This is a genomic window from Streptomyces sp. NPDC051133 (assembly GCF_040682635.1).
Taxonomy (GTDB): domain Bacteria; phylum Actinomycetota; class Actinomycetes; order Streptomycetales; family Streptomycetaceae; genus Streptomyces.
Map to the genome: position 1 here is coordinate 80937 of NZ_JBFBBK010000014.1, position 19591 is coordinate 100527.

Sequence of the window (19591 nt, forward strand, 5' to 3'; positions counted from 1 at the left end):
GGTTGCACCCATGAGTGAGGATGTACGGCTGGTCGCCTGGGTGCGCGGACGCGTGCAGGGTGTGGGTTTCCGCTGGTTCACGCGCGCCAAGGCGCTGGAGATCGGCGGCCTGAGTGGTTTTGCTCTCAATTTGGCCGACGGCCGGGTCCAGGTGGTCGCGGAAGGTTCACGCGCGGGCTGCGAGGGGCTGCTCGACTGGCTCGAGGGCGACGACACGCCCGGCCATGTCGACGGTGTCACCGAGATCTGGGACACACCGCGCGGCGGCTACGACGGCTTCGCCATCCGCTGAGCCGTTTCTGTAAAGCCGCGCAGGCAGGGGTGCGGCGAGCTGCCGGGGGCACATGCGGAGAGCAGAAACGACCTGGTGGTTGCCAAGAACGCCGCGGCGTGGGAGGCTCCGCTGGTACAGCTGATCGTCACGCCCTGAGGGCTCCGGATGACTCCCAGCGCCGCCACTTTTCCGGCCGCGCGCCCGGTTCGCCCGCCAATACAGGGCGTGATCGTGTTGACCGTCAAACTTTTTGGTGAGACGCTGAAAGCCCCGCGCACCTTAGCTGTTTGGCATGGAGCAACAGCAGAGCAACACCCGGATGTGCCAAGCACCGCGGGTGCAAATCCCTCACGACCCACACCGCATCGGTCGGTCACTCATTGTGGAGGACCATCCATCATGGCAAAGGCGCTTCTCGGTTACGTCGGCGGCTCCGACCCTCGACTCCTCGCCGAGATGCGACGGCTGCAGCAGCGTGTGCAGGACCTGGAGTCCGAGCTCGGACGGATCCAGGCGGAGAACGAAGCGCTGACGGCTGCCGCCTCTCAGGACAGGATCATGGAGAGCATCGACGCACACCAGGCGGAGCCTGCGCTCACCTGATCACTGCATCGCTCCACGACAGCAGTCGCAGTGGTTGGGCTGCCCGTATCAACCGCTAACCACGCTCAGTTGATCCAGCGGCTGTGACCCAGCCGTACAGAACTGCAAGGGACGCTTCGGCGTCCCTTCATTCTTGTCCCCCGCGCATCCTTTCACCCTCTTTAACGTACGGTGTGCCCTGCATGTTCAATGGCGAAACCGCGCGGTTGCGAGGGTTCATGGAGTGAGATAGCGGCGCCCGGTAGAGTCCGGCGGCGTGCACCTCAAGGCCCTGACCCTCCGCGGGTTCAAGTCGTTCGCCTCGGCGACCACGCTCCGGTTCGAACCGGGCATCACGTGTGTCGTCGGACCGAACGGCTCGGGCAAGTCCAACGTCGTGGACGCGCTCAGCTGGGTCATGGGCGAACAGGGCGCCAAGTCGCTGCGCGGCGGCAAGATGGAGGACGTCATCTTCGCCGGCACCACCGGCCGCCCGCCGCTCGGCCGGGCCGAGGTGTCGCTGACCATCGACAACTCCGACGGCGCCCTGCCCATCGAGTACGCCGAGGTCACCATCACGCGGATCATGTTCCGCAACGGCGGCAGCGAGTACCAGATCAACGGCGACACCTGCCGCCTCCTCGACATCCAGGAACTGCTCTCCGACTCCGGCATCGGCCGCGAGATGCACGTCATCGTCGGCCAGGGCCAGCTCGACTCCGTCCTGCACGCCGATCCGATGGGCCGCCGCGCCTTCATCGAGGAGGCCGCCGGCGTCCTCAAGCACCGCAAGCGCAAGGAGAAGGCTCTCCGCAAGCTGGACGCGATGCAGGCCAACCTCGCACGCGTGCAGGACCTGACGGACGAACTGCGCCGCCAGCTCAAGCCGCTCGGCCGGCAGGCGGCGGTGGCACGCCGGGCCGCCGTCATCCAGGCCGACCTGAGGGACGCGCGGCTACGGCTGCTGGCCGACGACCTCGTACGACTCCGCGAGGCGCTCCAGACCGAGATCGCCGACGAGGCCGCCCTGAAGGAGCGCAAGGACGCCGCCGAGCAGGAGCTGAAGAAGGCGCTCCAGCGGGAAGCGCTGCTGGAGGACGAGGTACGGCAGCTCGCGCCCCGCCTCCAGCGTGCCCAGCAGACCTGGTACGAGCTGTCCCAGCTCGCCGAACGCGTACGCGGCACGGTCTCGCTGGCCGACGCCCGGGTGAAGAGCGCCACCTCCGCCCCCGCCGAGGAGCGGCGCGGCCGCGACCCCGAGGACCTGGAGCAGGAGGCCGCCCGTGTGCGCGAACAGGAGGCCGAGCTGGAAGCGGCCCTGGAGGCGGCCCAGCGCGCCCTGGACGACACCGTCGCCCACCGCGCCGAACTGGAGCGGGAGCTGGCCGTCGAGGAGCGCCGGCTGAAGGACGTGGCCCGCGCCATCGCCGACCGGCGCGAGGGACTGGCCCGCCTGTCCGGACAGGTCAACGCGGCCCGCTCGCGCGCCGCCTCCGCCCAGGCCGAGATCGACCGGCTGGCCACGGCACGCGACGAGGCCCAGGAGCGTGCGGTGCGCGCCCAGGAGGAGTACGAGGCGCTGAAGGCCGAGGTCGACGGCCTCGACGCCGACGACGCGGACCTCGCCGAGCGGCACGAGACGGCCAAGCTGCGGCTCACGCAGGCCGAGGCGGCACTCACCGCCGCCCGCGAGGCGGCCACCGCGGCCGAACGCGCCCGCGCCGCGACCCAGGCCCGCCACGAGGCCCTCGCCCTGGGCCTGCGCCGCAAGGACGGCACCGGAATACTCCTCGGCGCCCGTGACCGCCTCACCGGCATCCTGGGCCCGGCGGCGGAACTCCTCACGATCACACCCGGCTACGAGGTCCCCCTGGCCGCGGCCTTCGGAGCGGCGGCGGACGCGATCGCCGTGACGACCCCGGCCTCGGCGGCGGAGGCGATCAGACTCCTGCGCAAGCAGGACGGAGGCCGGGCGACCCTGCTCCTGGCAGGCGCCCCGGAAGAGGCGCCCCTGGCGGGCGCGGGGGAGCAGCGGAATGCGGCTCCGCCACAGGGCCCGCCCGGCCAGGGCGCACCCGGCCAGGGCGCGCCAGCCGACGCACCACTGCCCGGCACGGCCCGGCCCGCGGAGCGCTTCGTCCGCGGCCCGGCCGACCTCATGCCCGCCGTCCGCCGCCTCCTGCGGGCCACCGTCGTCGTAAGCACCCTCGAGGACGCCGAGGACCTCGTCCACGCCCACCCGGAACTCACCGCCGTCACCGCCGACGGCGACCTCCTCGGTGCCCACTTCGCGCACGGCGGGTCGGCCGGCGCGCCGAGCCTGCTGGAGGTGCAGGCCTCCGTCGACGAGGCCGCCGCCGAGCTGGCCGAACTGGCGGTCCGCTGCGAGGAGCTGGCCGAGGCGCAGCACACGGCGGCCGAGCACCGCAAGCGGGCCGCCGCGCTCGTGGAGGAACTCGGTGAGCGGCGCCGGGCCGCCGACCGGGAGAAGTCGGCCGTCGCCCAGCAGCTGGGCGGGCTCGCCGGACAGGCCCGCGGCGCCGCGGGCGAGGCCGAGCGGTCCGCAGCCGCGGCCGCGCGCGCCCAGGAGGCGCTGGACAGGGCCGTACAGGAGGCCGAGGAACTGGCCGAGCGCCTGGCCGTCGCCGAGGAGATGCCGGTCGAGGAGGAGCCCGACACCGCCGTACGCGACCGGCTCGCCGCCGACGGAGCCAACGCCCGGCAGACCGAGATGGAGGCCCGCCTCCAGGTCCGTACCCACGAAGAGCGGGTCAAGGGGCTCGCCGGGCGGGCCGACTCGCTCGACCGGGCCGCCCGCGCGGAACGCGAGGCACGCACGCGTGCCGAGCAGCGCCGCGCGCGGCTGCGGCACGAGGCGGCCGTCGCCGGGGCCGTCGCCTCCGGTGCCCGTCAGCTGCTCGCCCATGTCGAGGTGTCCCTCGCCCGCGCCGAGCAGGAGCGCGCCGCCGCCGAGGCCGCCAAGGCCCGGCGCGAGCAGGAGCTGGCCGCCGCACGCACCGCGGGACGCGAACTGAAGGCAGAACTCGACAAGTTGACGGATTCGGTGCACCGCGGTGAGGTACTCGGCGCCGAGAAGCGGCTGCGGATCGAGCAGCTGGAGACCAAGGCCATGGAGGAGCTGGGTGTCGAGCCGGCGGGGCTGGTGGCCGAGTACGGGCCGCACCAGCCCGTGCCGCCCTCGCCCCCCGCCGACGGCGAGCAGCTGCCGGAGGACCCCGAGCACCCCCGGAACCAGCCGCGTCCCTTCGTGCGGGCCGAGCAGGAGAAGCGGCTGAAGGCCGCCGAGCGGGCGTACCAGCAGCTGGGCAAGGTCAACCCGCTGGCGCTGGAGGAGTTCGCCGCGCTGGAGGAGCGGCACAAGTTCCTCAGCGAGCAGCTGGAGGACCTGAAGAAGACCCGCGCCGACCTGCTGCAGGTGGTGAAGGAGGTCGACGAGCGCGTCGAGCAGGTCTTCACCGAGGCCTACCGGGACACCGCACGCGAGTTCGAGGGCGTCTTCAGCCGTCTTTTCCCGGGCGGCGAGGGGCGGCTCGTGCTCACCGACCCCGACAACATGCTCGCCACGGGGGTGGACGTCGAGGCCCGGCCGCCGGGCAAGAAGGTCAAGCGGCTCTCCCTGCTCTCGGGCGGCGAGCGTTCGCTGACCGCCGTCGCGCTGCTGGTGTCGATCTTCAAGGCCCGGCCGAGCCCCTTCTACGTCATGGACGAGGTCGAGGCCGCGCTCGACGACACCAACCTGCAGCGGCTGATCCGGATCATGCAGGAGCTGCAGGAGGCCTCGCAGCTGATCGTGATCACGCACCAGAAGCGCACGATGGAGGTCGCCGACGCGCTGTACGGCGTCTCCATGCAGGGCGACGGCGTGTCCAAGGTCATCTCCCAGCGCCTCCGCTGACGCTTTCAAGATCCACAATCAAGATCAACTGACTCCTTGTTCACTTCTTGAACACTGGGAATCTTCGGCATGCCTTAAAACTCACAGCAGCTGAACTATTGACTTCGAAACTTGAAGGCATAGTCTCTGCAACGTTGCTTTTACCTTCAGGTGTGAGTGGTGTGAACCTGTGCCCCACTGGATACCTGGATGGGATCACCCCCACCCGCGGCAGCGTTGCCGTGGCCCGAGGAGATTTACGTGACCAGCACAGCGCAGGCACCTCAGTCAGGAGCCGGGACGGCTCACCCCGAACATCTCGGGCACGTCATCTTCATCGCGGCGGCTGCCGCCATGGGCGGCTTCCTCTTCGGTTACGACAGCTCCGTGATCAACGGCGCGGTCGAGGCCATCCGCGGCAAGTACGACATCGGCTCCGCGGCCCTCGCCCAGGTCATCGCGATCGCCCTGATCGGCTGTGCCATCGGCGCCGCCACCGCGGGCCGCATAGCCGACCGCATCGGCCGCATCCGCTGCATGCAGATCGCCGCGGTCCTCTTCACCATCAGTGCCGTCGGCTCGGCCCTCCCCTTCGCGCTGTGGGACCTGGCCTTCTGGCGCATCGTCGGCGGCTTCGCCATCGGCATGGCCTCCGTCATCGGCCCGGCCTACATCGCCGAGGTCGCCCCGCCCGCCTACCGCGGCCGGCTCGGCTCCTTCCAGCAGGCCGCGATCGTGGTCGGCATCGCCATCTCCCAGCTGGTCAACTGGGGCCTGCTCAACGCCGCCGGCGGCAACCAGCGCGGCCACCTGATGGGCCTGGAGGCCTGGCAGGTCATGCTCGGCGTGATGGTCGTCCCGGCCGTCCTCTACGGCCTGCTCTCCTTCGCCATCCCCGAGTCCCCCCGCTTCCTGCTCTCCGTCGGCAAGCGTGAGCGCGCCAAGGAGATCCTCGCCGAGGTCGAGGGCAAGGACGTCGACCTGAACGCCCGCGTCGCCGAGATCGAGCACGCGATGAAGAGCGAGCACAGGTCCACGTTCAAGGATCTGCTCGGTGGCGGCTTCTTCTTCAAGCCGATCGTCTGGGTCGGTATCGGCCTGTCGGTCTTCCAGCAGTTCGTCGGCATCAACGTCGCGTTCTACTACTCCTCGACGCTGTGGCAGTCGGTCGGTGTCGACCCGACGGACTCGTTCTTCTACTCCTTCACGACGTCGATCATCAACATCATCGGCACCGTGATCGCGATGATCTTCGTGGACCGCGTCGGCCGCAAGCCGCTCGCCCTGATCGGCTCCGTCGGCATGGCCGTCGGTCTCGCCCTGGAGGCCTGGGCGTTCTCGTACGACCTGGTCGGCGGCAAGCTGCCCGCGACGCAGGGCTGGGTCGCCCTGATCGCCGCGCACGTCTTCGTCCTCTTCTTCGCCCTCTCCTGGGGCGTGGTGGTCTGGGTCTTCCTCGGCGAGATGTTCCCGAACCGGATCCGTGCCGCCGCCCTCGGCGTGGCCGCCTCCGCGCAGTGGATCGCCAACTGGGCCATCACCGCGAGCTTCCCGTCGCTGGCCGACTGGAACCTGTCCGGCACCTACGTGATCTACACGGTCTTCGCCGCGCTCTCCATCCCGTTCGTCCTGAAGTACGTCAAGGAGACGAAGGGCAAGGCCCTGGAGGAAATGGGCTGATCGGCCCCACCCCCGAACTCGGGGAGAAGGGCCAAGTCCCCGCTGCCCCTCTCCTCGTACCGTCCGCCGCCCCCGGCCCGGCCACCACCGGACCGGGGGCGGCGGTGCCGTATCCGGGAGGGGCGCTTGGCGGGACCGCGCTTGGCGGATCGTGAGGGGCAGATCGTGAGGGGCAGATCGTGAGGGGCAGATCCGTTCCACCGCCCGCACCCCAGGCCGTGGGGGCGCACGGGTCTGACCTGCGTAAACGCTGAGCGCCCCGGACGCGGCTGGAACGGATCTGCCCATCGGCCCCACCCGAGAGCCGGCCTCAGCCCCCCACCCCCGGCAGCACCCGCTCCGCGAACAGGCGCAGGCTGCGCCATCCCTCCTCCACCGGCATTCCGCCCACCAGCGGATGCAGCACGAGGCTGTCGGCCCCCAGCGCCACGCACTCGTCCGGCGTCAGGATCCGGTAGACGCCCTCCGCGCGGAGTTCCTCCACCGTCGTGGCCGCCGACTTCACCGCCGAGCGGATCTGCCCGGACTGCCAGGAGGCGTAGGTCCGCGCCTCGTGCAGGAAGTGCTCGCCGTAGTGCGCCCACGCCCGGTCCGGGTCCTCGGCGACGTGCAGCAGCGGGGTCTCGGCGGCGGGCATCATGACCCAGCCCTCGGTCCCGTATTCGGTCAGCTTCTCCTTGTAGTACGCCTCCAGCTCCGGCAGGTGCGCGCTCGGGAAGAACGGCAGGCCCAGCCGGGCGGCCCGGCGGGCGGCGGCCTTCGAGGAGCCGCCGACCAGCAGCAGCGGGTGCGGATCGGTGTACGGGCGCGGGGTGAGCCGTACGCTGCGGCCCCGGTGACTGAACTCGTCGCCCGACCAGGCCTTCAGCAGCGTCTCCAGCAGCTCGTCCTGGAGCCGGCCGCGCCGCTTCCAGTCGACGCCGAACAGCTCGTACTCCTCGGGGCGGTAACCGATCCCGGCCACCGTCACCAGCCGGCCGGCGCTCAGCAGGTCCAGTACGGCGATCTCCTCGGCCAGCCGCAGCGGGTCGTGCAGCGGACCGATCACCGCCGACACGGTCACCGCGATCCGGCGGGTGGCCCCGAAGACCGCGCCCGCGAAGGCGAACGGCGACGGCAGCCAGTTGTTCTCGGCGCCGTGGTGCTCCTCGGTCTGCACGGTGCCGATGCCGTGCTCATCGGCGTACGCGGCCATCTCCAGGGCGGCCCGGTAGCGGGCGGAGAGGGCGGCGGGGCTCGCGCCGGGAGCGACGAGGTTGAAACGTACGACCGTGACGGGCATGGGAAGGTCCCCCTCCGGTGCGCTGCGGTGGAGGGGGACGGTAGCTGACGTAGCGTCAGATGGCCAGGAGGGTGCGGGCCGGCGCGGCCCTGCGTGCGAGCGGTCCGTCCGGCTGCGGGCGCGCTCAGACGTCGGCGGTCGCCCGCTCCCCGGCGGTCGCGGCGGTCGCCGCGGCCTCGGCGGTTTCGGCGGTTTCGGCCGGAGCCGTCACCGGAGGCTTGGGCAGGGCCAGGTACAGCAGGCCGGAGATCACGATCGTGGCGACCCAGCCGAGGCCGTACTCGCCGATGACGTTGTTCTTCGCCAGCGGGCCGGTGAACCAGTCCGAGGTCGTGAACATCAGGCCCGACACCAGGCCGATCGCCCAGGCGGCGACGGCGGCGGGGGAGAAGCCGCCCCGGTACCAGTAGGCGCTGGTGCGGGAGGTGTCGGTCATCGCCTCGCCGTCGTACTCCGTGCGGCGCAGCATGTCCGCGCCGAAGACGCCGACCCAGGCGGAGAAGGCGACGGCCAGCAGGGAGAGGAAGGCGATGAAGGAGCCCATGAAGCTCGTCGCCACCAGCATCAGCACGCCGCCGAAGGCCAGCGAGATCACGGCGTTGACCGAGACCGCCCAGTGCCGCTGCACCTTGAAGCCCAGGGTCTGCGCGGTGAAGCCCGCCGAGTACATCGACATCGAGTTGATCAGCAGCATGCCGATCAGCGCGATGAACAGGTACGGCACCGCGATCCACGTCGGCAGGATCTCGCCGAGGAAGGACACCGGGTCGGTGGCCGAGGCCAGGTCCGGCGTGGAGACGGCCATCACCGCGCCCATGAGGACCATGGGCAGCACGACGATGCCGGCCCCGCCCACGGCCGTGCCCACGATCGCCTTCGAGGACGCCGTGCGCGGCAGGTAGCGGGTGAAGTCGGGCGCGGTCGGGATCCAGCTGACACCGCCGGCCGCGATCATGCCGACACCGGTGATCACCGCGGCCGTGGAGCCGCCGCCGTGGTGCGCGACCTTCGACCAGTCGGTGTTGACGGCCAGGTAGACCAGGACCAGCACCGAGAAGACGCCGAAGAAATAGGTCGCGTACTTGTTGCACTTCTGGACGGCGTTGATGCCGAGCCCGGAGATCGCGAAGGTCGCCACGACGAACACCAGCAGCGTCACCATGTCCAGCACGCTGTTGGCCTTGATGCCGAACAGGATGTCGAGGATGGTGAGCATCGCGTAGGCGCCGGTGACCGCGTTGATCGTCTCCCAGCCCCAGCGCGCGACCCAGATCAGCGAGCCGGGCAGCAGGTTGCCCCGCTGGCCGAAGACCGCGCGCGACAGCGCCATGCCGGGCGCCCCGCCCCGCTTGCCGGAGATGCCGATCAGGCCGACCAGGCCGTACGACACGACCGGCGCGGCCACCGCGACGACGAGCGCCTGCCAGATGTTCAGGTGGTAGGCCACGACCAGGCTCGCGCCCATGGTCAGCAGCAGCACGCTGATGTTGGCGCCGACCCAGGTGGGGAACAGCTCGCGGGTCTTCGCGGTGCGCTCGTGATCCGGGACCTGCTCGATGCCTCGGGTCTCGAGAGCGCCTTCGGTCTCGACGGTTTTGCTCATGAAAAAGGGGCCAGACGTGGGGGGACAGGTGACGGTCGGGACTCTACGCGCGTCAACCGAGCCGCCACCATCGTACTTTGCTCCGACTCCTTCTCATAGGTGGCCTTTGTCTCTCGGAGGAAGCCACAAACAACCTCCGGCCGCATCCCATGGCTGATACTGGAGCCGTTATGGAAACCATCATCCTTGCTGTAGTCATCGCCGTGGTCGTGCTCGGCGCGCTCGGCGGGCTGATCGTGGGCAGCCGGCGCCGGAAGCCGCTGCCTCCGCCGCCCCCGAAGACGCCCGACATCACCGCGCCCCCGGCCGAGCCGCACGTCGGCGACGAGGCCGAGACGCCGCGCGACGAACCGCGCCGGACGATCGAGGAGGTGGATCTCCCAGGCGGCCCCGCGCCGGTCGTCGTGGAGGAGCCCCCTGCCGCCGTCGAGGCTCCGGAGATCGAGATCCCGGAGCCCACCGCAGGCCGGCTGGTCCGGCTGCGCACCCGCCTGTCCCGCTCGCAGAACGCCCTCGGCAAGGGACTGCTCACCCTGCTCTCCCGCGAGCACCTCGACGAGGAGACCTGGGAGGAGATCGAGGACACGCTGCTCACCGCCGACGTCGGCGTGCAGCCCACGCAGGAGCTGGTCGACAATCTGCGCGAGCGCGTGAAGGTGCTCGGCACCCGCACCCCCGACGAGCTGCGCGGCCTGCTGCGCGAGGAGCTGCTCAAGCTGGTCGGCACCGATGTCGACCGCACGGTGCGCACCGAGCCCGAGGACCGCAAGCCCGGCATCGTGATGGTCGTCGGCGTCAACGGCACCGGCAAGACCACCACCACCGGCAAGCTCGCGCGCGTGCTCGTCGCCGACGGCCGTACGGTCGTCCTCGGCGCCGCAGACACCTTCCGTGCCGCCGCCGCCGACCAGCTGCAGACCTGGGGCGAGCGCGTCGGCGCCTACACCGTGCGCGGCCCGGAGGCCGGCGACCCCGCCTCCGTCGCCTTCGACGCGGTCAAGGAAGGCAAGGAGATGGGGGTCGACGTCGTCCTCATCGACACCGCCGGCCGCCTGCACACCAAGACCGGCCTCATGGACGAGCTGGGCAAGGTCAAGCGGGTCGTGGAGAAGCACGCGCCGCTGGACGAGGTGCTGCTCGTGCTGGACGCCACGACCGGGCAGAACGGCCTGGTGCAGGCCCGCGTCTTCGCCGAGGTCGTGGACATCACCGGCATCGTGCTGACCAAGCTGGACGGTACGGCCAAGGGCGGCATCGTCGTCGCGGTCCAGCGCGAGCTGAACGTGCCGGTCAAGCTGGTCGGGCTCGGCGAGGGCGCGGACGATCTCGCGCCGTTCGAGCCGGAGGCGTTCGTGGACGCGCTGATCGGCGACTAGGTCCGCGTCCCGCGAAGGTGCACGAGAAGCGCCCGCCCCAAGGTGCAGTTGGGGACGGGCGCTTCGCCTTGTCCGGCGCGCCGTACGACGGTCACGTCCGCGCCCGCGACCGGTGTGCCACGTACGCCAGCGTGCCCAGCAGCAGCCGGGCCGCCGGGGGCCGGGTCGCCGAGTCGAGCGCGGGCGGGCGCAGCCAGCGCACCGGGCCCAGGCCGCCCCGGTCGGAGGGCGGCGCGGTGATGTGCGCACCGGGGCCGAGGCCCCGCAGGTCCAGGGCGGAGGGGTCGTCCCAGCCCATGCGGTACAGCAGCCCGGGCAGCTCGGCGGCGGCTCCGGGTGCGACGAAGAAGTGGGCGCGGCCGTCCGGGGTCGCGGTGACCGGGCCGAGGGGGAGGCCCATGCGCTCCAGCCGGGCCAGGGCGCGGCGCCCGGCGGGCTCGGAGACCTCCAGGACGTCGAACGCGCGGCCGACCGGGAGCATCGCCGCGGCGCCCGGGAACTCTGACCAGGCCTTGGTGACCTGGTCCAGGGTGGCCCCGGCCGGTACCCGGGGCGCGAAGTCGAGGGGATGGGCGCCGGGTGCCGGGCAGCCGGCGTGTCCGCAGGAGCAGGCGCCCGCCGCGGCCCGCGCGCCCGGCACCACGTCCCAGCCCCACAGTCCGGTGAACTCGGCGACGGCGGTGCACTCCGACGAGCGGCCGCGCCGACGCGTGCCCGAGCGGATCTCGCGGATGCCGCCGATCGTGAAGCCCATGCCCCCTCCAACGGGTCCTGCGCGCCGGTGGTTACGACACGGAGTGAGACGGAAGCGGAACGTAACGCTACGGCTCCGCCTTCCCGCGTCGCCGCTGGGCCAAGGCGGCGCCTTGAAGCGTTTCGGGTGGCGCAGCGGGGTCCACGCGCCCCCGCCGTGCATCACTCCGCCCACTTCCGGCCGTCCTATGTCAAGTGAATCGCGTGCGGGCGATCGTGAGTTCATTCGAAGGGGTGGCGAATGGTGGCGTTTCAGGGATCCACGTGGCTGAGCGGGTGATCGTAGGATTACTGTGAGTGTGCGAGGCCTGGGGGCATATGCCTTCATGTGTATGCCGGAGGCGAGTCGTCATCTCGTTCGAAGGGTGAGAACCGGCGGACGAGAGGCCGTATTTACCGGCATTCTGATAGGGCTTGGCGCACTCGGCGACAAGTGGTCTCAGGGATGGGGGCGTTCCAGTGGGCGGCAACGGCGGTAGCGGGGTGAACGCTGACAAGCGCCCCAACGAGCTGCTCGGATCGTGGTTCGTGCGCAGCGGCTGGTCCAAGGGCGAGCTGGCTCGCCAGGTGAACCGCCGGGCACGCCAGTTGGGCGCCAACCACATCTCCACGGACACCTCGCGCGTGCGCCGCTGGCTGGACGGGGAGAATCCGCGCGAGCCGATCCCGCGCATCCTGTCGGAGCTGTTCTCCGAGCGCTTCGGCTGCGTGGTCTCCGTCGAGGACCTCGGCCTGCGGGCCGCCCGTCCGTCACCCTCCGCGTCCGGTGTCGACCTGCCGTGGACGGCCCCGCAGACGGTCGCCCTGCTCAGCGAGTTCTCGCGCAGCGACCTGATGCTCGCCCGGCGCGGCTTCCTCGGCACCTCGCTCGCGCTGTCCGCGGGCCCCTCCCTGATCGAGCCCATGCAGCGCTGGCTGGTCCCGGCCCCGGGCTCCCCGGTGACGCCCGAGTCCGAGGCGGTGCTCGACTCCCGCAGGCCGGGCCGGCTCTCCAAGCCCGAGCTGGACCTGCTGGAGTCCACCACGCGGATGTTCCGCCAGTGGGACGCCCAGTGCGGCGGCGGCCTGCGCCGCAAGGCGGTCGTCGGCCAGCTGCACGAGGTGACCGACCTGCTCCAGGAGCCGCAGCCCGAGGCGACCACCCGCAAGCTCTTCAAGGTCGCCGCCGAACTCGCCGAACTGGCGGGCTGGATGAGTTACGACATCGGTCTGCAGCCCACCGCGCAGAAGTACTTCGTGCTCGCGCTGCACGCGGCCAAGGAGGCCGGTGACAAGCCGCTCGGCTCGTACATCCTCTCCAGCATGAGCCGCCAGATGATCCACCTGGGCCGGCCGGACGACGCCCTGGAGCTGATCCACCTCGCCCAGTACGGCAGCCGCGACTGCGCGAGCCCGCGCACCCAGTCGATGCTGTATGCGATGGAGGCCCGCGCCTACGCGAACATGGGCCAGCCCGGCAAGACCAAGCGCGCCGTCCGCATGGCCGAGGACACCTTCGCCGAGGCCGACGAGTGGGACGAGCCGGACCCCGACTGGATCCGGTTCTTCTCCGAGGCCGAGCTGTACGGCGAGAACTCCCACTCCTACCGCGATCTCGCCTACGTCGCCGGACGCAGCCCGACGTACGCCTCGCTCGCAGAGCCGCTGATGCGCAAGGCGGTGGAGAAGTTCGCCGACGACGGTGAGCACCAGCGGTCGTACGCGCTGAACCTGATCGGCATGGCCACCGTGCACCTGCTCCAGCGCGAGCCCGAGCAGAGCACGACCTATGCGGCTCAGGCCATGGACGTCGCCAAGAAGGTCCGCTCCGAGCGTGTGAACACTCGTATCCGAAAGACGGTCGACACGGCCGCGCGGGACTACGGCGATCTCGCCGTCGTCGTCGACCTCGGCGACAAGCTCGCCGTGGACCTGCCCGAGACCGCGGAAGCCGTCTGACCGGCCCCGCCCCACAAGCCCCGGCCGCGGCCGGTCCTCCCGAACTGCCCGACTCGGCTCCCCCGCGCCAGGTCATCGGAAGGCCCGCCGCGGCCGGCCTGTTTCTCCGACAGGATCCCCCGGAGCAGGTCGCGCCACGATAACGAGCGCGCGGCCGGACATCTCGCGCTTCATCGACGCGTAACACACAGGGCGTCTTCGTCACCCCGGCGAAACAACGAGGGGCTTCCACCGAAACCGCGCTGCGCCAGTCTCATGGCGCATAACCGGCCCACCCCTCAACCGACCGGACCGCTCAGGCACCGCCCGCACGGTGGCCGTACCAACCGACGAGGAGACGCCGATGGCACCAGCCATCCTGCTTGCGGCGGACGCACCCAAACTGTCGTCCGCGAACACAGGCTTCATGCTCATCTGCTCCGCCCTGGTCATGCTCATGACCCCGGGCCTGGCCTTCTTCTACGGCGGCATGGTCCGCGTCAAGAGCACCCTGAACATGCTGATGATGAGCTTCATCAGCCTCGGGATCGTCACCATCCTGTGGGTGCTCTACGGCTTCTCCCTCGCCTTCGGCCAGCACAACGGTTTCATCGGCTGGAACTCCGACTGGTTCGGCCTCAGCAACATCGGCCTGACGCAGCTCTGGGACGGCTACTCCATCCCGATCTTCGTCTTCATGGTCTTCCAGCTGATGTTCGCGATCATCACGCCGGCCCTGATAAGCGGCGCCCTCGCGGACCGCGTCAAGTTCTCCGCGTGGTCGCTGTTCATCGCCCTGTGGGTCACGATCGTCTACGTCCCGGTCGCGCACTGGGTCTGGGGTGCCGACGGCTGGGCCTACAAGCTCGGCGTGATCGACTTCGCGGGCGGTACGGCGGTCCACATCAACGCGGGTGCGGCGGCGCTCGGTGTCATCCTCGTCATCGGCAAGCGCGTCGGCTTCAAGAAGGACCCGATGCGCCCGCACAGCCTTCCGCTGGTCATGCTCGGCGCGGGCCTGCTGTGGTTCGGCTGGTTCGGCTTCAACGCGGGCTCCTGGCTCGGCAACGACGACGGCGTCGGCGCGCTGATGTTCGTCAACACGCAGGTCGCGACGGCCGCCGCCATGCTGGCCTGGCTCGCCTACGAGAAGATCCGGCACGGCGCCTTCACCACCCTCGGCGCCGCCTCCGGCGCGGTCGCCGGTCTGGTCGCGATCACCCCGTCCGGCGGAGCGGTCTCCCCGCTCGGCGCGATCGCCGTCGGCGCCATCGCCGGTGTCTCCTGCGCCGCCGCCGTGGGCCTGAAGTTCCGGTTCGGTTTCGACGACTCCCTCGACGTCGTCGGCGTCCACATGGTCGGCGGCATCATCGGCTCCCTGCTGATCGGCTTCTTCGCCACCGGCAAGGGCCAGTCCACCGCGACCGGCGTCTTCTACGGCGACCACACCTGGACCCAGCTGTGGAAGCAGTGCGCCGGTGTCGGCGCGGTCCTCGCCTACTCGCTGATCGTCTCCGCCGTCCTCGCCTTCCTCCTGGACAGGACCATCGGCATGCGGGTGACCGAGGACGCGGAGATCTCCGGCATCGACCAGGCCGAGCACGCCGAGAGCGCCTACGACTTCAGTGGCACCGGCGGCGGTGTCCTCGGCTCCGCCGCCCACGCCCCCGCCCCGCCCGCCGCGCAGACCAAGAAGGTGGACGCATGAAGCTCATCACCGCCGTCGTGAAGCCCCACCGGCTGGACGAGATCAAGGAGGCCCTCCAGGCCTTCGGCGTCCACGGGCTGACGGTCACCGAGGCCAGCGGTTACGGGCGGCAGCGGGGACACACCGAGGTCTACCGTGGTGCCGAGTACACCGTCGACCTGGTACCCAAGATCCGTATCGAGGTGCTGGCCGAGGACGACGACGCCGAGCAGCTGATCGACGTCATCACCAAGGCCGCCCGCACCGGCAAGATCGGTGACGGAAAGGTCTGGTCCCTGCCGGTCGAGACGGCCGTACGGGTCCGCACCGGCGAGCGCGGGCCGGACGCGCTCTGACCGCGACACGAAGGACGGGAGTGGCTGGGTGACCGGGACGGATGTGCGCACGGAAGCGGAAGACTCGGGACCCGGCGGGTACGCGGCGGCCCGGCTGCGCCTCCTCACGGAGGGGGCGCGGTCCGGGCCGCCGCGCCGTACCGCCCTCGCCGAGCTGACCGACGACTGGCTCCGCGGACTCTTCGGCGCGGCGGCCGGCGGAATGCCCGGCGTCTGTCTGGTCGCCGTCGGCGGGTACGGCCGCGGCGAGCTGTCCCCGCGCAGCGACCTCGATCTCCTGCTGCTGCACGACGGCTCCGACCCGGGCGCGGTCGCCGCCCTCGCCGACCGCCTCTGGTACCCCGTCTGGGACCTCGGGCTCGCCCTCGACCACTCCGTGCGCACCCCCGCGGAGGCCCGCAAGACCGCGGGGGAGGACCTGAAGGTCCAGCTGGGCCTGCTGGACGCCCGGCACCTGGCCGGCGACCTCGGCCTCACCACCGGACTGCGGACGGCCGTCCTCGCCGACTGGCGCAACCAGGCCCCCAAGCGCCTGCCCGAACTGCAGCAGCTGTGCGCCGAGCGCGCGGAGCGCCAGGGCGAGCTGCGGTACCTGCTGGAACCCGACCTCAAGGAGGCCCGCGGCGGCCTGCGCGACGCCACCGCGCTGCGTGCCGTCGCCGCGTCCTGGCTCGCCGACGCCCCGCGCGAGGGCCTCGCCGAGGCCCGCAGGCAGCTGCTGGACGTCCGGGACGCGCTGCACCTGACGACCGGCCGCGCGACCGACCGCCTGGCCCTGCAGGAGCAGGACCAGGTGGCCGCCGCCCTCGGTCTCCTCGACGCCGACACCCTGCTGCGGCAGGTGTACGAGGCGGCGCGCGTGATCGCGTACGCGAGTGACGTCACCTGGCGTGAAGTGGGGCGCGTGCTGCGTTCGCGCGCCGTCCGGCCGCGGCTGCGCGCCATGTTGGGCGGCGGCAAGCCGGTCGCGGAACGGTCGCCGCTGGCCGAGGGCGTGGTGGAGCAGGACGGCGAGGTGGTGCTCGCCCGCGCCGCGCGCCCCGAGCGCGACCCGGTGCTGCCCCTGCGGGCCGCAGCCGCCGCCGCGCAGGCCGGTCTCCCGCTCTCCCTGCACGCCGTACGGCGCATGGCGGCCACCGCACGCCCCCTGCCCACCCCCTGGCCCGCCGAGGCGCGCGAGCAACTGGTGACCCTGCTCGGCTCCGGCCGCCCGACCGTCGACGTCTGGGAGGCCCTGGAGGCGGAAGGCCTGGTCAGCCGCCTGCTGCCGGACTGGGACCGGGTCCGCTGCCGTCCCCAGCGCAACGCCGTCCACATCTGGACGGTCGACCGGCACCTGATCGAGACGGCGGTCCGCGCCTCGGCACTGACCCGCCGGGTCGGCCGCCCCGACCTGCTGCTCGTCTCCGCCCTCCTGCACGACATCGGAAAGGGCTGGCCCGGCGACCACTCGGTGGCCGGGGAGATCATCGCCAAGGACGTGGCCGCGCGGATCGGCTTCGACCGGGCGGACGTGGCCGTGCTGTCGACGCTCGTCCGCCACCACCTGCTGCTGGTCGAGACCGCCACGCGCCGTGACCTGGAGGACCCGGCCACCGTCCGCTCGGTCGCCGAGGCCGTCGGCACCCAGAGCACCCTGGAGCTGCTGCACGCGCTGACGGAGGCCGACGCCCTCGCCACCGGACCGGCGGCCTGGTCCTCCTGGCGCGGCTCGCTGGTCGCCGACCTGGTCCGGCGGGTGTCCGCCGTGCTCGCCGGGGACGCCCCCGGGGAACCGGAGCCCGCCGCCCCCACGGCCGAGCAGGAGCGGCTGGCGATCGAGGCGTTCCGCACAGGCGCCCCGGTCCTCGCCCTGCGCACGCAGACGGGGGCACGGGCGGAGGCACGGGCGGGAACACCGCCGGCACCGGTCACCGAGGAGGAGCCCTCCGGCGAGCCCCTCGGCGTCGAGCTGCTCATCGCCGTGCCCGACCAGCCCGCCGTGCTCCCCGCGGTCGCCGGCGTCCTCGCCGTGCACCGGCTCACGGTCCGCACGGCAGGGCTGAGCGCCCTGACCCTGCCGGACGACGTCGACGACGGCTCGGTCCTGCTGCTCAACTGGCGGGTCGCCGCCGAGTACGGCTCGCTGCCGCAGGCCACCCGGCTCCGTGCCGACCTGGTCCGCGCCCTGGACGGCACCCTGGACATCGCCGGCCGCCTGGCCGAACGCGACGCGGCCTACCCGCGCCGGCGCGGCCGGGTCGCCCCGCCGCCCCGGGTGACGGTGGCCCCGGCGGCCTCCCGCCACGCCACGGTGATCGAGGTCCGCGCCCAGGACGCCCCGGGCCTGCTGCACCGGATCGGGATGGCCCTGGAGAAGGCGGGGGTACGGGTGCGCAGCATGCACGTGTCGACGCTGGGCTCGAACGCGGTCGATGCGTTCTATGTCACGACCGGGGCCGGGGCGCCGCTGCCGGTGGAGGACGCCACGTCGGTGGCCCGGGTGCTGGAGGACACGCTGCGCGGATGAGCAGGTGAACGACCCGGCCCCGGTGACTTCGGGGCCGGGATACCCTGGAGGGCGATTCCCTACAAGACCGTCACCGACCCCGAGGACCGCGAGCGCCGTGTTCGACACTCTCTCCGATCGCCTGTCAGCGACTTTCAAGAACCTGCGCGGCAAGGGACGGCTCTCCGAGGCGGACATCGACGCCACGGCGCGCGAGATCCGTATCGCGCTCCTCGAGGCGGACGTGGCCCTCCCTGTCGTCCGTTCGTTCATCAAGAACGTCAAGGAGCGGGCCCTCGGCGCCGAGGTCTCCCGCGCCCTGAACCCCGCCCAGCAGGTCCTCAAGATCGTCAACGAGGAACTGGTCACCATCCTCGGCGGCGAGACCCGGCGCCTGCGCTTCGCCAAGCAGCCGCCCACCGTGATCATGCTGGCCGGTCTGCAGGGTGCCGGTAAGACCACCCTCGCGGGCAAGCTCGGCAAGTGGCTCAAAGAGCAGGGCCACTCCCCGCTGCTGGTCGCCTGTGACCTCCAGCGCCCGAACGCCGTGAACCAGCTCAGCGTGGTCGCCGAGCGCGCCGGTGTCGGCGTCTACGCGCCCGAGCCGGGCAACGGCGTCGGTGACCCGGTCAAGGTCGCCAAGGACTCCATCGAGTTCGCCAAGTCCAAGGTCCACGACATCGTGATCGTCGACACCGCCGGCCGCCTGGGCATCGACGCCGAGATGATGCAGCAGGCCGCGGACATCCGGGACGCGGTCGGCCCTGACGAGATCCTGTTCGTCGTCGACGCGATGATCGGCCAGGACGCGGTCAACACCGCCGAGGCCTTCCGCGACGGCGTCGGCTTCGACGGTGTGGTCCTGTCCAAGCTCGACGGTGACGCCCGCGGTGGTGCCGCCCTGTCGATCCGGCAGATCACCGGCAAGCCGATCATGTTCGCGTCGAACGGCGAGAAGCTGGACGACTTCGACGCGTTCCACCCGGACCGGATGGCCTCCCGCATCCTCGACATGGGCGACCTGCTCACCCTGATCGAGCAGGCGGAGAAGACCTTCAGCCAGGAAGAGGCCGCCAAGATGGCCTCGAAGCTGGCGTCCAAGAAGGGCCAGGACTTCACCCTGGACGACTTCCTGGCCCAGATGGAGCAGGTCAGGAAGATGGGCTCCATCTCCAAGCTGCTCGGCATGCTGCCCGGCATGGGCCAGATCAAGGACCAGATCCAGAACATCGACGAGCGGGAGGTCGACCGCGTCGGTGCGATCATCAAGTCGATGACCCCGGGCGAGCGCCAGGACCCGACGATCATCAACGGCTCGCGCCGCGCCCGTATCGCCAAGGGTTCCGGCGTGGAGGTCAGCGCCGTCAAGAACCTGGTCGAGCGGTTCTTCGACGCCCGCAAGATGATGTCCCGCATGGCTCAGGGCGGCGGTATGCCGGGCATGCCGGGGATTCCGGGCATGGGCGGCGGCCCCGGCCGGCAGAAGAAGCAGCAGAAGAAGGCCAAGGGCAAGCAGCGCTCCGGCAACCCGATGAAGCGCAAGCAGCAGGAGCTGGAGGACGCCCAGCGCCGCGACGCCGCCGCGCAGGGCGGCAACGCCTTCGGGCTGCCCCAGCAGGGCGGCCAGGACTTCGAGCTGCCGGACGAGTTCAAGAAGTTCATGGGCTGAGTCCCGCCCCCGTACGCCGCTGAGGGCGC

The 19591-nt window shown here is 71.3% G+C and carries 13 protein-coding genes; 10 read left to right on the forward strand and 3 right to left on the reverse strand.

The genetic code is table 11. The annotated features are described in order from the left end of the window. Positions 1-10: 10 nt before the first annotated feature. The 4 genes from AB0N17_RS16710 to AB0N17_RS16725 all read left to right on the forward strand — a co-directional run bounded on the left by AB0N17_RS16710 (position 11) and on the right by AB0N17_RS16725 (position 6431). Positions 11-292 (forward strand): acylphosphatase, encoded by a 282-nt coding sequence (locus AB0N17_RS16710; RefSeq protein ID WP_366012035.1) that lies wholly within the window; start codon positions 11-13, stop codon positions 290-292. A gap of 381 nt (positions 293-673) precedes the next feature. Beyond that, positions 674-877: a hypothetical protein gene (locus tag AB0N17_RS16715; RefSeq protein ID WP_030346494.1), complete on the forward strand. Its 204-nt coding sequence runs from the start codon at positions 674-676 to the stop codon at positions 875-877. A gap of 256 nt (positions 878-1133) precedes the next feature. After that, positions 1134-4772, forward strand: coding sequence for a chromosome segregation protein SMC (gene smc, locus AB0N17_RS16720; protein ID WP_366012036.1), 3639 nt, complete (start codon positions 1134-1136; stop codon positions 4770-4772). Between the two features lie 240 nt (positions 4773-5012). Beyond that, positions 5013-6431, forward strand: coding sequence for a sugar porter family MFS transporter (locus AB0N17_RS16725; RefSeq protein ID WP_366012037.1), 1419 nt, complete (start codon positions 5013-5015; stop codon positions 6429-6431). Positions 6432-6741: 310 nt separating this feature from the next. Here AB0N17_RS16725 and AB0N17_RS16730 read toward each other — a convergent pair whose 3' ends face one another. Both AB0N17_RS16730 and AB0N17_RS16735 read right to left on the reverse strand, forming a co-directional pair. Continuing rightward, a complete protein-coding gene (locus tag AB0N17_RS16730) occupies positions 6742-7713 on the reverse strand; it encodes an LLM class flavin-dependent oxidoreductase (RefSeq protein ID WP_366012038.1) in 972 nt (323 codons plus the stop codon). Between the two features lie 124 nt (positions 7714-7837). Then, positions 7838-9316, reverse strand: a complete 1479-nt coding sequence (locus AB0N17_RS16735; RefSeq protein ID WP_366012039.1) for a cytosine permease — start codon at positions 9314-9316, stop codon at positions 7838-7840. Positions 9317-9486: 170 nt separating this feature from the next. Here AB0N17_RS16735 and ftsY point away from each other — a divergent pair, with 170 nt between their 5' ends. Further along, on the forward strand, positions 9487-10692 hold the full coding sequence (gene ftsY / locus AB0N17_RS16740) for a signal recognition particle-docking protein FtsY (RefSeq protein WP_366012040.1): 1206 nt from the start codon (positions 9487-9489) through the stop codon (positions 10690-10692). A gap of 91 nt (positions 10693-10783) precedes the next feature. Here the strand turns inward: ftsY and AB0N17_RS16745 are convergent, their stop codons facing one another. Beyond that, positions 10784-11446: a bifunctional DNA primase/polymerase gene (locus AB0N17_RS16745; protein WP_366012041.1), complete on the reverse strand. Its 663-nt coding sequence runs from the start codon at positions 11444-11446 to the stop codon at positions 10784-10786. Positions 11447-11904: 458 nt separating this feature from the next. On the opposite strand from AB0N17_RS16745, the gene AB0N17_RS16750 reads away from it, so the two are divergent. The 5 genes from AB0N17_RS16750 to ffh all read left to right on the forward strand — a co-directional run bounded on the left by AB0N17_RS16750 (position 11905) and on the right by ffh (position 19562). Beyond that, entirely contained in the window at positions 11905-13383 is a 1479-nt protein-coding gene (locus AB0N17_RS16750) for a hypothetical protein (protein ID WP_366012042.1), read from the forward strand. A gap of 343 nt (positions 13384-13726) precedes the next feature. Further along, positions 13727-15070, forward strand: coding sequence for an ammonium transporter (locus AB0N17_RS16755; RefSeq protein WP_366012043.1), 1344 nt, complete (start codon positions 13727-13729; stop codon positions 15068-15070). After that, on the forward strand, positions 15067-15405 hold the full coding sequence (locus tag AB0N17_RS16760) for a P-II family nitrogen regulator (RefSeq protein ID WP_366012044.1): 339 nt from the start codon (positions 15067-15069) through the stop codon (positions 15403-15405). The genes AB0N17_RS16755 and AB0N17_RS16760 overlap by 4 nt, the downstream gene beginning before the upstream one ends. Positions 15406-15433: 28 nt before the next feature. After that, positions 15434-17914 carry a [protein-PII] uridylyltransferase gene (locus AB0N17_RS16765; RefSeq protein WP_366012045.1) on the forward strand — a complete coding sequence of 827 codons (2481 nt, stop codon included), beginning with the start codon at positions 15434-15436 and terminating at the stop codon, positions 17912-17914. Positions 17915-18011: 97 nt separating this feature from the next. Next, the gene (gene ffh / locus AB0N17_RS16770) at positions 18012-19562 is read left to right on the forward strand and encodes a signal recognition particle protein (protein ID WP_366012046.1); all 1551 of its coding nucleotides are present in this window, start codon (positions 18012-18014) and stop codon (positions 19560-19562) included. Positions 19563-19591 lie beyond the last annotated feature (29 nt).